This is a genomic window from Alteromonas sp. G5_S2_22_S1 (assembly GCF_054968525.1).
The window spans coordinates 363,339-376,347 of the sequence record NZ_JBQKUJ010000002.1; the positions used below are offsets into that span (position 1 = coordinate 363,339).

The window sequence follows — 13,009 nt, forward strand, 5'->3', positions numbered from 1 at the left end:
GTGGGCAGACAATCAATTTGCCCACATGATGCGCAATTTTACGATTGACTTAAGCGTTTAAGGGTGTAGATGAGGTCGAGCGCTTGGCGAGGAGATAGCTCATCGGGCGATAAGTTTTCAAGCGCTTCCACCACGGGGTGCGGTTTGTCTGGAAAAAGCATTTCTGCTTGTCCTTTCGCATTTGAACTGTTGTCAATTTTTCTGGAGGTGTTGCTTTGCGCTTGCGAAGTGTCACTGCCCCTTGATTCATCACTGGTCATGACGTGTGATGATTCTAAAATAGCGAGCTTTTGCTGAGCGGCTTTAATCACAGGTTTTGGTACACCAGCAAGTTGTGCAACCTGTAAACCAAAGCTCTTGTTCGCGGCGCCTTCAGATACGGTATGCATAAAGCGAATGGTGTCTTCAAACTCCATCGCATTAAGATGCACGTTCACAACGCCCGCTTGCGTTTCGGGTAGCTCGGTCAGCTCAAAATAGTGGGTCGCAAAAAGGGTGTAGGCGTTGAGTTGCTTCGCGAGGTAGCTCGCGCAAGCCCATGCCAGCGATAAGCCATCGTAGGTGCTGGTACCACGGCCAATTTCATCCATTAACACCAGTGAGTTTTCAGTCGCGTTATTAAGAATATTTGCCGTTTCGGTCATTTCAACCATGAAGGTTGAGCGGCCAGAGGCCAGGTCATCTGATGCGCCAATCCGGGTGAATATGCGATCCAGCTTGCCGATGTGGGCGTTTTCAGCAGGCACATAACTGCCGATGCAGGCCAATAAAGCAATAAGCGCTGTTTGACGCATGTAGGTCGATTTACCGCCCATGTTTGGGCCGGTAATAACGAGCATACGGCGCTCAGTATCCAGTTGCAGTGGGTTGGCAATGAAGGGGTCTTTCATCACGTTCTCAACCACAGGGTGGCGACCGGCATCATAAGTAAGCGCACATTCTTGGCTCAATTTTGGCCGATGCCAATCGAGCGATACCGCGCGTTCGGCAAAACAGCACAGCACGTCAAGCTTGGCAAGCGCTGCGGCGGTTTCAATTAACTTGTTGAGGTATGGCGCAAAATTGTCAAACAAGGCTTCATAAAGCTGTTTTTCAAGGGCAAGTGCAGCCCCTTGGCTACTTAGCACTTTGTCCTCGTGTTCTTTAAGCTCAGGCGTAATATAACGTTCGGTGTTCTTAAGGGTCTGTCTTCGAATGTATTCGGCGGGGGCCAAAGCGCTGTTAGCACGACTAATTTCAATGAAGAAACCGTGCACTTTGTTATAGCCCACTTTTAGCGTAGAAATGCCTGTGCGTTCACGCTCACGTTGCTCCATCGCATCTAAGTAGTCGGTAGCACCTTGTGATAGTTTGCGCAGTTCATCCAGTTCAGCATTATAGCCTTCGGCAATTACGCCACCATCGCGTATAACAACTGGTGGATTATCGATTATAGCGCTGTTTAACAGGGCTTGAAGCTCAGGGTAAGTGCCAATGGTTTCGCCAATACTTCTAATTTGTCCTGTGTCAAAACGGGCAAGAGCATCTTGCAAATCAGGCAGTGCATTAAACGCATTTTTTAAACGTGCAAAATCCCGAGGGCGCGCCGAGCGAAGGGCTAAACGCGCCATAATACGCTCTATGTCGCCAATGTGTTTTAGCGCATTGCGGATATCTTCAGGATCGTCATTAATAAAGGTGTCTATTGCGTCTAAGCGGCTTTGGAGCTCATGCTGGTCGGTCAGCGGCGAGTGAATGATTCGCTGTAACATACGACTGCCCATGGCCGTGGTGGTAGTGTCCATTACGCTGAACAGGGTATTTTCCTGACCGCCAGACAAATTATGGGTAAGTTCCAGGTTTCTGCGCGTTGCGGCATCAAGCTGAACACGGCTGTCTTGCTGTTCAGTCTGAATGCGGCGAATGTGGGGCAGGGCAGTGCGCTGGGTATCTTTTACATATTGTAAAACACAACCTGCTGCGCCTAATCCTTTAGTGACGCCTTTTATACCAAAGCCATCTAATGTTTTAGTTTCAAACTGGGCGTTAAGCTGTTCATTTGCAGTATCTACGTCGAATTCCCACTCGGGACGCCTGCGTAGCCCTTTGCGATTTTCAACAAGAGACAGGCTTTCAAAGCCTTCAGGGTAAAGTAACTCAGCCGGGTTAATGCGCTGAATTTCAGCCAGTAAGCTTTCATCACTATCGCACTCGAACACCACAAAGCGACCGCTAGTTACATCTAATGTGGCTAACCCATAATGCATGCTATGGCCGCACACAGCGGCAAGAATATTGTCGCGACGCTCTTCTAATAAAGCTTCGTCGGTTACAGTGCCCGGCGTAACAATGCGCTGTACGGCACGCTCAACGGGGCCTTTGCTCGTCGCTGGGTCGCCAACTTGTTCACAAATGGCAACCGACTCCCCCATTTTTACTAAACGCGATAGGTAGCTTTCTACCGCATGATAAGGCACGCCTGCCATGGGAATGGGCTCGCCACCCGATTTACCTCGCGCCGTAAGCGAAATGTCCAGTAATTCAGCAGCTTTTTTGGCATCGTCATAAAATAACTCGTAAAAATCGCCCATGCGATAAAAAAGTAGAATATTCGGATGTTGCGCCTTTATGCTTAAATATTGGCGCATCATAGGAGTATGTGATTCCAAAAAATGCCTCTGCGAATTTGTTGCTGGGTTTAATGCCTGTTGAAGGGAATAAATGATAAACTCACCCTCTTTAAGATCAAGCGCAGATCTTATGAATAACAGATCTGGTGAATAACAACAGGTGTAACTAGGTATCTCTAAAATGAACGGGACATTTTCAACTGATTCGACAGTAAACGCCACCCCTTTAAGGCTTGATAGTGCATTATCTGCTCAAATTCAGGTATTGGGCGATGCACTTCGAGCAAAAGGTTGGAGTGTGTCTAGCGCAGAGTCCTGTACGGGCGGAGGTATAGCCTTTGCTTTTACCAGTGTATCGGGCAGCTCGGATTGGTTTAATCAATCATGGGTAACCTACTCAAACAGTGCTAAACAAAGCCGATTGGGCGTTACCGAGCAAACGCTAGTAGAGTATGGCGCCGTATCTCAGCAAACGGTAAAAGAAATGGCGGACGGAGTACGCCGCAATAGTGGTGCGCAACTCGTTGTTACTGTAAGCGGGATTGCTGGCCCAAATGGTGGCAGTGAAGAAAAGCCGGTGGGTACTGTATGGTTCGGTTTTTTATGTGGCGAAAAAGCGGAACAAATTAAACAAGTATTTAGCGGTGACAGAGATGAAGTTCGCCATCACGCGATCGCTTTTGCTATTTCTCACTTAGTAAAATTGTTGAGTGAAAATTAAAAACACGGGTTGAAACTGTATGCTTGTACAGTATAGAATGTGATCATTATTTGATACCGTCATTAAATGAATAGGCGATGTCAAAACAGAATTTAACCGCAAATCCTAGAGGATACATACGTGGACGATAACAAATCAAAAGCTTTAACCGCCGCAGTAGGCCAAATTGAAAAGCAATTTGGTAAAGGCGCTATCATGCGCTTAGGCGACAACCAAGCCATGGATATTGAAGCAATTTCTACTGGCTCACTAACCATTGATATCGCTCTAGGCATAGGCGGTTTACCGTGTGGTCGTGTTGTAGAAATTTACGGCCCTGAATCATCAGGTAAAACCACGCTAACTCTTCAAGTTATCGCTGAAGCGCAGAAAAATGGTAAAACCTGTGCGTTCGTTGACGCTGAACACGCGCTAGACCCTGTATACGCCGAAAAGTTAGGCGTAAACATTGACGAGCTATTGGTATCCCAGCCTGACACTGGTGAGCAAGCGTTAGAAATTTGCGACATGTTAGTTCGCTCTGGTGCCGTAGACGTCGTTATTGTTGACTCGGTTGCTGCACTTACACCAAAAGCCGAAATTGAAGGTGACATGGGTGATTCTCACGTTGGTCTTCAGGCCCGCTTGATGTCACAGGCGCTGCGTAAGCTTACGGCAAACATTAAGCGTTCAAACACCCTTTGTATCTTCATTAACCAAATTCGTATGAAGATTGGTGTAATGTTTGGTAACCCAGAAACGACAACGGGTGGTAACGCGCTTAAGTTCTACTCTTCTGTTCGTCTAGACATTCGCCGTATTGGTGCAGTTAAAGAAGGCGATGAGGTAGTGGGTAACGAAACCCGCGTGAAGGTCGTGAAAAACAAGGTTGCGCCACCGTTCAAACAAGCTGAATTTATGATCCGCTACGGTGAAGGTATCAGCAAAGAAGCAGAGCTTATTGACCTAGGTGTTAAGCAGAAGCTTGTTGATAAAGCCGGCGCTTGGTACAGCTATAAGGGTGACCGTATTGGTCAAGGTAAAGCAAACGTAATGAAGTACCTTAAGGAACACCCAGAGACAGCAAACGAGATCGAAACGAAGATCCGCCAAGAACTATTGCTTTCTAAAACAGTAAAGGCAGAAGAAGCATTGCCGCAGGGTGAAGACGACGTACTTCCTGAGTAAAATTAACGCTTCATAGCGATTAAAAACCCACCCTTTGGTGGGTTTTTTTGTATCTGCATTTTATACCTTCGACAATACATATTTATTAACACTTCTTGGTAACCTAGAACTTGTACAAAAAATAAAAACAGGGAATGCTGTAATAAAGTACGATAAGCGAAGACTACAAAGAAAGGTTGGCTTTTGGGGTATTTCCAAGGTTCAACGTTTGAGAATATAAATAAGGAAAATTTGTGGCTATAGCAAATAATGCCTTGAACAACGATTAATATTGAGAACAGCTTACATCAAGAGGGAAAAGGGAATGATTGAAATATCAGGTCTCGCTAAACGCTTTACGGTGGAAAACCCGAAAAAGCTTAGCGAACAAGAGAAGAAGGACCCGCGTTTAAAAGGGCGTTATTTTCAGTCAGTAAGGGATGTGTCTTTTACTTGCGAAAAAGGTCAGGTTCTGGGACTGCTAGGGCCTAACGGCGCAGGTAAAACCACTACATTGCGTATGCTTTCAACAGCGCTTAAACCCGACAGTGGCAAAGTACTCATAGGTGGCGAGGACGTACTTTCTAACCCCAACATTGCGCGAAAGAAAATTGGTTTTCTTTCGAGTTCAACAGGTCTATATGGCCGTTTAAGCGGGCGTGAGAATATTAGCTACTTCGGTGAGCTACACGGCATTTCAAAAAATGTGATTAATGCACGTATTGAAGAGTTAGCTGACTTGCTCGATATGCAAACCTTCCTTGATAGAAGAGCGGAGAATTTTTCATCAGGCATGAAACAAAAAGTGTCGATTGCCCGCGCTGTTATTCACGAGCCAGAACTGGTGGTACTTGATGAACCTACAACCGGCCTTGATATTATGGCAACCAGTACCGTTATGGAATTTATCCAACGCCTTAAGGATAAAGGTACCCCGGTTATTTTCTCTACTCACCATCTTGATGAGGTGCAAACCCTTTGCGACAAGGTGACCGTGATTAACCAAGGGGAAACCGTATTTAACGATTCGCTTGCCGCTTTTAGTGCTTTGTCTGGCAATGACGGGGCCAGCGGTCAGATGCACAAGAGCTTTCTAAAAACACTATCAATGGATACTGAGGAGACGGGCAATGTGGTTAATCTTTAAAAAGGAATTCAAAGAGCTATTGCGCGATAAGAAAACCATCATCTTTATGATTGGTTTACCGCTTCTACTGTTCCCAGCCATTTTTGGTGTCGCATTCTTTTTTATGAGTTCAGCGGCAGATAAAGCAGAAAACGAAGTATTAAAATACGCTATCGTTGGCGAAGCCTACGCGCCAGCAATTGTACAATCTTTTAACGACGCGTCTGATAAGTTTGAACCGGTCGCGATTGGCGATGAAACGGATTATGCCAAACTCATTAAAAACGAAACGTTAGACTTTGTGTTGGTTATACCAGAAAGTTTCGATAGTGATGTATTAAATTCAGGGCAACATAAGATTCAGCTTTATTTAAACGATGCAGGCCTTAACAAAGTTATGGGGCGTGTATCTGACATCATTGATGAATATACCGATGCTTTCCAACAGACCGCTTTTGCGCAGCTTAATCTAGATGAAACTCAGCAAGAGGCTTTGTTGAAGCCAATCAAGATAGAAAAGCAAAATGTGGCGGATGATCGTGAAGTATGGGGTGAACGCTTAGGCGGTATGCTGCCGTACTTCATCTTTATTTTGTGTTTACAGGGTGCGATGGCACCAGCAGCAGATTTAGGTGCAGGAGAAAAAGAGCGCGGTACCCTAGAGACCCTGCTTATATCGCCAATGGATCGTCACAAGTTGGTATTGGGCAAGTTCTTTACGGTTGCCACCGCAGGTATTGTTACTGCGCTAATAACGGTATCTTCCATGGCCATATGGGGCTTGGTATTATCCCAAGGTATGGCAGTGGAATTTGTAGTAGAAATAATGTCTATGATTGGTCTAGTCGACTTTTTACTTATCTTCTTAATGTTGGTCCCGGTTGTGGCAGTGTTCGCAGCAGTATTACTGTCTCTTTCTATCTACGCTCGCTCGTTTAAAGAAGCGCAAAGCTATATGGGGTCGCTCATAATGGTAGTCATCTTCCCTGTTATTATTGCCATGATGCCTGGTGTAGAATTGAAAGGTGGCTGGGTATGGGTTCCGCTGACTAACGTAGCACTGGCGATGAAAGAACTGTTCAAGGGGACTATGGATTACTTCGCCCTGTTCGGAATTTTCACTTCTACAGCGGTTATTGCAACCGGGCTTATCTTCTTCTGCATACACTGGTTTAATAAAGAAAAAGTGTTGTTTAGATAAGTAAGGGCTGCAGTTATTACACTCATTTAAAAATAGCCCGTAATAGCGGGCTATTTAGTTACAATAGATAAAAAGCCCGACTAAGCGTTTTTTACTTTCTCTTTGCTAACGCTTGGATAGAGCTGCCGGGAAAGACATAGGTAGTATTTCTGCCCTAAACCTCAAAATCAACACGTTTGATAATACCTTCCCAGCCAGGCGGTATCTTGCCTTGCAATACATAAGAATAAGCAAGGAGTTCAGCAATAACAAAATACAGTGACTCAGGGATATCTTGACCTACATCGAGAGTGGCCAACACTTCACTTAAATACGGGTCTTCGTGGATTAAAATGCCCGTTTCTTCAGCCATGGCGATAATCGCTTCGGCTAAGTCTCCATAGCCTTTGGACACGACCTTCGGTGTGTTTTTCTTATCGCCACCTTCATATTTTAATCCAATTGCCCGTTTCGCCTTTCTCGTGTCGCTCATCGATGCACTTCTCATACCCGTGTTTCAAAAATTTGATGCGGTCGAGTGTTTAGCGTGTCAGGGATATGACCCCGCTGAAAGCTCGTGTTTTCAACCTCCAGCCCTAATGATTCTAAACGACGATGCAGGTAGGGCAGGGTATCGCTAATGCGTTTTAATACTTCATCATTTGATGCATACAAATCGAGCGTAATGCTACTTTGATCTATCTTTGATTTTGCCAACACTTGTCCGCTGTCACCAATGTCTAGCTTCATCGTGATATTCCAAAGAGAGCGCTGGCCTGCTTGTGCGTGCTTATTGTTCTGCCCACCTTGCTCTCGTTTTATCAAGAGTTCTGGTGGACTGTGGTGCTGTGAAAGCGATGGCAAAACGTAATAGAAACTATCTTGGCCTTGAATACGGCTGTCCACATTAGCAATTTTGTTTTGCTGGTGGCTACTTAGCAGCGTTTTAAGTTGAGAAAGCAGCTGCTGTCGGCCGTCTAGCTGGTGCATGTCTTGGCTAACACGACTTGGTTGAGCGGTAACCCCCATATTCGTTAACGTTTTTGAAACGATAGAGTCAGGCGCGTCTATTTGCGCTTTTAAGCTAGGCTGACGCTGCATGGCGCGACCCGCTAGTGCCAATTGAACTAAGGCAACCAGTCCTTGAACAAAGCTAGAAGCGTTTACGGGCGAGGTTAAGTTAATTGGTGTGGTAACGAGCGCCTGTGTGGATATAAGCTGCTGCAAGCGTTGCGACAATCCTTGTTCATTCATATCTAGCGCTAGTTTCTTCGTTCCAGTTTTTACCCCGTCGACTGCACCGACGTTCTCGCCAGCTACACTTTCATTTGTTTTAGAGAAGGCTGGGCTGGCATGACTATCTGAATCCACTGGTGGTATCTCTGCGCCTTTACCTTGTGTAGCCGCCAGTTGTGCAGCGATATTGCTCAGTAAACTATTTGATAAGCCTTTGGCCTGTGAGCTTAACGCTTGTGCGAGAGAGGCAAGTGATACAAGCGAGGGTTTACGCCCACTGTCTTTTCCTTGCAGGCCATTATTCTCTGCTGAAGCGGCATCTTTCCCTTCAGTTAATATAGCTTTTGCCGATGCTAGCAGTTGTTCCTTAGGTGGCTTTGGAGGGCCGATAAATTCTCCATTTGATACCTTGGCTTGAGAAGCCTTTGCGTTGAGTGCATCAAGGCCTTTAAGTTGTTGCAAAATTTTATCAAAATGCTGAGCTTCATGTGCTTTAGGCATACCCTGGCTGGGCGATAATCTTTCATTCTCCACAATAGCTATGAGTTGGTTCAGTGCTTGGTTTGTACTGCCTGTTTGGCTCAGTAATACTCGGGAAAGTGCGGCGATTGCATTGTGAACATTGGTGCCTTTAAGCGATGTGGGAACTTCAGTTTTAACGTTTGGCTGAGAAGATGAGGTAAAACTAGCGCTAGTGCCGGCGACGGCTTCGAGCCCTTTCGCTGTCGCTTTTGGTAATTGCGAAAGGTTAAGTTTATTTACCTGCTCCTGCGTCAGAGTCGGGGCCGCAAGGGAAGACCCCTTGCTCTGAGGTATATCAATTTGTAATACCGCGCTTTGTTGTGATGTACGAATCGAAAGCTTGTTGTCAGTTAAGGTCAACGCAGAAAGCACTTTTAACGCGTTAGTGTCGGCACCAGAACCTTTTAAAAGCGCGTTAAGTCGAGGCGGGTTACTCAAGTTATGCTCAAAAGCTACGCCACCTTGCTTAAGTGCACTGGAAATTAGCTGTTGTTGTAAGTTGGTACTTACATTTTTATGAGTCATGGCGGCGAAATTATTGTGGTTGGTTGTTGGGCCAGCGCTTTCATTGGACAAACCTTGAGAGATTTGCAGCGCGATTCCACCGTTGCTAGCTCGGCTTAGTCCTATGACGACCTGTTGTCCAACTAGTTTTTGAAGCGCTGCTTTAGCCGTGCTATCAAGCTTTTCAGTATTAATGTCCGATAGGGGAATAACCTCATTTTTAGCGGTGGTGAGCATGAGTTGCCCAAAATTTTCACTCTTTGTAGAAATCGAAAGCTGACCTTTAAGCGTGACGGCGGCGTTATTTGCAGCAAGAGCTTGTACCACCGCTTTCAGTAATTCAGCTTTTTCGGGCGCAGACAATGACACGCCTTGTTGAGACAAGCGTGTAGAAAGCAGCACTGCAGACTGAGCGTTTACCTGACTTTGAGAAGTATTTTGAGCACTTTTCGCTTCTGGGCCTGAGATATGGGCAGGAGAGGTTGGCAAAAGTGCAAGCTGCGCATTATTAATTGCTTGGTTGGAAAGCTTAGCGCTGACTTCTGCGGGTAAGGCAACGTTAAGTATTTGAGCTGCTGACGATACATTATTTGGAGTCACCATTATCGATAGCACTCGTTCAGGCAAGCGTTCAACTATTACTTTCGCCGCATTATCTAACGTGGCTGCCTGCGACAGCGCAGCGTTGGCAATAGCAGGAGAAGTACTTCGACTCGCCCCTTGAGTAGCGGCATCAACATTTACCTGTGACGGTAAAGATGTAGGGGAGGTCGGGCTAGTTGGCTGATTCAGAGCGGCTGCCAATAGTGATGATAATGGTGTTGTCATAATTGAGGTATCGGCATAGTCGCGCTTTTCCTTACTTATTTGAGTATAGCAAAGAGCTTTGAGGCTGTTTCATCATTAATAAGCGCTCGCTAATAAAGTACAGCGAAACCATTCTTTCTTAAGGTCGGTGAACCAATTATTCTTGTGCTGAAAGACAACCCACCCTTGGGCTAAGGAGGCTCGGGAAGAATGTGTTTGTCTTTGAAGTAAATCATATTTAATTGGAATTCGCGACTGCGAAAAAGCGTTCATGTGGTAGACTAGCACCATTTTTTAAAACCTCTTTTTTAGGTTGGAGTAGCCAAGTAGTGTTAGAGGCGTGCGGATTAACGTGCAGCAAACGAGACAGAACCCTTTTTGAGGGGCTTTCACTGGTTGTTAATACTGGTGAGTTGCTGTATTTGCGCGGGCCTAACGGTGCAGGGAAAACCAGCTTACTTCGCATATTAACTGGGCTGAGTGCACCTGAGTCGGGCGCCGTTTCATATAATGGAATGGACATAGCCGAGGACAAAACAGACTATTATCGCGATCTTTTCTATTTAGGACATAAGAGTGGTACTAACGGCAGCCTTTCTGCTTTGGATAACTTATCGTTTTGGTTAGCCCAACACAGTACATCGGTGCAAGAAAACGTGCTTTATGACGTCTTAGCGAAAGTGGGTTTAGTTGGGCTTGAAGATGTGCCTGTTAGGTATTTATCGGCAGGTCAACAGCGTCGTGTTGCGCTATCGAGACTATGGCTAAAGCCAGCAAAGGTGTGGGTATTAGACGAACCGTTTACAGCGCTTGATGTAAAAGGGATTCACTTACTCGAAACGAGTATGAAAGAGCACGTTAGTCGCGGTGGTCTTATTATTACTACTTCTCATCAACCACTGTCAGAAACCGCTGGGGAACACCGCGTATTTGACCTGGAGTACCGCTTTTAATGTCACTTTACCAAGGTATTTTTAAACGCGACATGCACATTGCGTTCAATCAAAAAGCGGAATTGGTGCAACCACTGATGTTTTTACTCATGGTGGTAACTTTATTCCCTTTAGGTGTAAGCCCTTCTCCTGATACCCTTCAGCGCATTGGACCGGGGGTAATTTGGATTGCGGCAATTTTGTCATCACTTATGGCAATGGAAAGACTGTTTCGCGATGACTTTCAAGACGGTTCGCTAGAACAGTATATGCTTTCTGGTTTGGCGTTGCCGGCAGTGAGCGCGGTGAAGGTAGCTGCCCATTGGCTGGTCAGTTTTGTGCCTTTATTATTGCTTTCTCCGCTGCTAGCGATGTTTTTGAATCTAACGGTCGATATGTATATCGCCCTCGTTTTAACATTGTTGCTGGGAACGCCATTACTTTCTTTAATTGGCGCCATTGCGGTAGGACTTACCGTTGGATTGCAAAAAGGCGGGGTGCTGTTGGCATTGCTACTTATCCCTGTCTTTATTCCGTTACTGATATTTGCCACGTCGGCTGTGGATTCTGCCGCACTGCAATTACCTTATCATGCACAACTTGCTATTATCGCCGCCATGCTGTTGTTGGCTGCGGCGTTGGCACCGTTTGCCATAGCGTATTCTTTAAAAGTGAGTCAAAACTAATGTGGAAGTGGTTACACCCTTACGCTAAAACAGAGCGTGCGTATCAGCTTTGTTTAACCTTACAGCCTTGGTTTTGGGCTGGCGCGTTACTGTGCCTTAGCGTTGGTACGGTATGGGGGCTGGCGTTTGCGCCTCAAGATTATCAGCAAGGTGATTCGTTTAGAATTATTTATATCCACGTTCCTAGCGCAATCTTGTCTATGGGCACCTACGTAGCCATGGCCATCGCTGCGCTTGTGGGGATGGTGTGGCAGTGGCGAACTGCTTATATGAGCATGATTGCTATGGCGCCAATAGGGGCGGTGATGACTTTTATTGCGCTTTTCACAGGTGCTGCATGGGGAAAACCTATGTGGGGCGCTTGGTGGGTGTGGGATGCACGCCTAACTTCAGAGCTCATTCTGCTTTTCTTGTACATGGGCGTAATTGCCCTTTATGGCGCATTTGAAGACAAACAACAGGCCGGTAAAGCCGCAGGCGTGATGGCGCTGGTGGGCGTAGTAAATATCCCCATTATTCACTACTCGGTAGAATGGTGGAATACGTTGCACCAAGGGGCGACAATCAGTAAGTTTGATAACCCTTCTATTGCGCCAGAAATGCTGTGGCCGCTGTTAATTAGTTTACTTGGATTCGCATTTTTTATTGGTGCAGTAACCACAGTGCGCCTTCGAAATGAGATTGTTTTACGCGAAATGCACAGGCCATGGGTGCAAGCTTTGGCTATCAGTCAGTTAGCTTCTAAACAGCAAGTTAACCACAGCGTGAAAGGGGGCAACTAATATGCAGTTTGAATCGTTGGCCGACTTTATCAACATGGGGGGCTATGCATTTTATGTATGGCTGTCGTTTGGTGTGACATTTGCGGCCATGGCTATCATCGCCATCCAAAGTTTGATTAAACACCGTAACCTTTTAAAACAGGTTGTGGTGGAAAAAGAGCGCAAAGCGCGCATTAAAAAAGCGCGACAGCAACAGCAAGAGAGTACATCGCTTTAACTTGCGTTTTGTAATTGTTTATTAGTTTTTTCGAAGTGAGAGTTGCATGAACCCGAGACGAAAGCAGCGACTGGCCGTAGTGGGAATTATCGGTTTTTTAATAGTAAGTGCAATTGGATTAATGCTTTACGCGCTAAATGACAGTATTGACCTTTTCTATACGCCAAGCGAGATCATTGAAGGTAAAAATGGTCAGAAGCCCCAGATAGGCCAGCGCCTTCGCATAGGCGGAATGGTAGTGCCGGGTAGCGTTAGCCGCGACAGTGAAAGCTTAGCCGTCAGTTTCGACCTTATCGATACCGGTCCTACCGTTACCGTAACCTACACGGGGATCCTTCCTGATTTATTCCGCGAAGGTCAGGGCATTGTCGCTACCGGCGTACTCACCGATGTTGGGGCGATTAAAGCGCAAGAAGTATTAGCTAAGCATGACGAAGAGTACATGCCGCCAGAACTTGCTGAAAAAATGAAAGGCATTAAGCATGTAAAACCTGAAAATATGCCAACGTATGAGTCGTCAAACGGCGCCGGGAGCAAATAA

12 protein-coding genes are annotated in these 13,009 nt (G+C 45.9%); 9 read left to right on the forward strand and 3 right to left on the reverse strand.

Going from position 1 to position 13,009, the window contains the following annotated elements; all coding sequences use genetic code 11:
• Positions 1-38: 38 nt before the first annotated feature.
• Positions 39-2,630, reverse strand: a complete 2,592-nt coding sequence (mutS, locus tag ACTRWF_RS03795; RefSeq protein WP_015066372.1) for a DNA mismatch repair protein MutS — start codon at positions 2,628-2,630, stop codon at positions 39-41.
• Positions 2,631-2,790: 160 nt separating this feature from the next.
• On the opposite strand from mutS, the gene ACTRWF_RS03800 reads away from it, so the two are divergent.
• The 4 genes from ACTRWF_RS03800 to ACTRWF_RS03815 all read left to right on the forward strand — a co-directional run bounded on the left by ACTRWF_RS03800 (position 2,791) and on the right by ACTRWF_RS03815 (position 6,803).
• Positions 2,791-3,330 (forward strand): CinA family protein, encoded by a 540-nt coding sequence (locus ACTRWF_RS03800; RefSeq protein WP_012517446.1) that lies wholly within the window; start codon positions 2,791-2,793, stop codon positions 3,328-3,330.
• A gap of 120 nt (positions 3,331-3,450) precedes the next feature.
• Complete coding sequence (gene recA, locus ACTRWF_RS03805; protein ID WP_012517447.1) at positions 3,451-4,497, forward strand: recombinase RecA; 1,047 nt, start codon at positions 3,451-3,453, stop codon at positions 4,495-4,497.
• Positions 4,498-4,801: 304 nt separating this feature from the next.
• The gene (locus tag ACTRWF_RS03810) at positions 4,802-5,623 is read left to right on the forward strand and encodes an ATP-binding cassette domain-containing protein (RefSeq protein WP_015066373.1); all 822 of its coding nucleotides are present in this window, start codon (positions 4,802-4,804) and stop codon (positions 5,621-5,623) included.
• Positions 5,607-6,803: an ABC transporter permease gene (locus ACTRWF_RS03815; RefSeq protein ID WP_012517449.1), complete on the forward strand. Its 1,197-nt coding sequence runs from the start codon at positions 5,607-5,609 to the stop codon at positions 6,801-6,803. The genes ACTRWF_RS03810 and ACTRWF_RS03815 overlap by 17 nt, the downstream gene beginning before the upstream one ends.
• Before the next feature lie 154 nt (positions 6,804-6,957).
• Here ACTRWF_RS03815 and ACTRWF_RS03820 read toward each other — a convergent pair whose 3' ends face one another.
• Together ACTRWF_RS03820 and fliK are read right to left on the reverse strand one after the other, a co-directional pair.
• Positions 6,958-7,275: an EscU/YscU/HrcU family type III secretion system export apparatus switch protein gene (locus ACTRWF_RS03820; protein WP_012517450.1), complete on the reverse strand. Its 318-nt coding sequence runs from the start codon at positions 7,273-7,275 to the stop codon at positions 6,958-6,960.
• A gap of 11 nt (positions 7,276-7,286) precedes the next feature.
• Positions 7,287-9,872, reverse strand: coding sequence for a flagellar hook-length control protein FliK (gene fliK / locus ACTRWF_RS03825; protein WP_015066374.1), 2,586 nt, complete (start codon positions 9,870-9,872; stop codon positions 7,287-7,289).
• Between the two features lie 308 nt (positions 9,873-10,180).
• On the opposite strand from fliK, the gene ccmA reads away from it, so the two are divergent.
• The 5 genes from ccmA to ccmE are packed head-to-tail and all read left to right on the forward strand — an operon-like array spanning position 10,181 to position 13,009.
• Entirely contained in the window at positions 10,181-10,804 is a 624-nt protein-coding gene (ccmA, locus tag ACTRWF_RS03830; RefSeq protein WP_020744885.1) for a cytochrome c biogenesis heme-transporting ATPase CcmA, read from the forward strand.
• Positions 10,804-11,469, forward strand: a complete 666-nt coding sequence (gene ccmB, locus ACTRWF_RS03835) for a heme exporter protein CcmB (protein WP_012517453.1) — start codon at positions 10,804-10,806, stop codon at positions 11,467-11,469. The genes ccmA and ccmB overlap by 1 nt, the downstream gene beginning before the upstream one ends.
• Positions 11,469-12,251, forward strand: coding sequence for a heme ABC transporter permease (locus ACTRWF_RS03840; RefSeq protein WP_015066376.1), 783 nt, complete (start codon positions 11,469-11,471; stop codon positions 12,249-12,251). The genes ccmB and ACTRWF_RS03840 overlap by 1 nt, the downstream gene beginning before the upstream one ends.
• 1 nt (position 12,252) lies before the next feature.
• Positions 12,253-12,468: a heme exporter protein CcmD gene (gene ccmD / locus ACTRWF_RS03845; RefSeq protein ID WP_015066377.1), complete on the forward strand. Its 216-nt coding sequence runs from the start codon at positions 12,253-12,255 to the stop codon at positions 12,466-12,468.
• Positions 12,469-12,514: 46 nt separating this feature from the next.
• Positions 12,515-13,009 carry a cytochrome c maturation protein CcmE gene (gene ccmE / locus ACTRWF_RS03850; protein WP_015066378.1) on the forward strand — a complete coding sequence of 165 codons (495 nt, stop codon included), beginning with the start codon at positions 12,515-12,517 and terminating at the stop codon, positions 13,007-13,009.

What these genes read in the sequence shown, in the direction of transcription:
- mutS (WP_015066372.1), bottom strand. Translation starts at nt 2,630, where the DNA reads ATGATGCGCCAATATTTAAGCATAAAGGCGCAACATCCGAATATTCTA.
- ACTRWF_RS03800 (WP_012517446.1), top strand. Translation starts at nt 2,791, where the DNA reads ATGAACGGGACATTTTCAACTGATTCGACAGTAAACGCCACCCCTTTA.
- ACTRWF_RS03810 (WP_015066373.1), top strand. Translation starts at nt 4,802, where the DNA reads ATGATTGAAATATCAGGTCTCGCTAAACGCTTTACGGTGGAAAACCCG.
- ACTRWF_RS03815 (WP_012517449.1), top strand. Translation starts at nt 5,607, where the DNA reads ATGTGGTTAATCTTTAAAAAGGAATTCAAAGAGCTATTGCGCGATAAG.
- ACTRWF_RS03820 (WP_012517450.1), bottom strand. Translation starts at nt 7,275, where the DNA reads ATGAGCGACACGAGAAAGGCGAAACGGGCAATTGGATTAAAATATGAA.
- fliK (WP_015066374.1), bottom strand. Translation starts at nt 9,872, where the DNA reads ATGACAACACCATTATCATCACTATTGGCAGCCGCTCTGAATCAGCCA.
- ccmB (WP_012517453.1), top strand. Translation starts at nt 10,804, where the DNA reads ATGTCACTTTACCAAGGTATTTTTAAACGCGACATGCACATTGCGTTC.
- ACTRWF_RS03840 (WP_015066376.1), top strand. Translation starts at nt 11,469, where the DNA reads ATGTGGAAGTGGTTACACCCTTACGCTAAAACAGAGCGTGCGTATCAG.
- ccmD (WP_015066377.1), top strand. Translation starts at nt 12,253, where the DNA reads ATGCAGTTTGAATCGTTGGCCGACTTTATCAACATGGGGGGCTATGCA.
- ccmE (WP_015066378.1), top strand. Translation starts at nt 12,515, where the DNA reads ATGAACCCGAGACGAAAGCAGCGACTGGCCGTAGTGGGAATTATCGGT.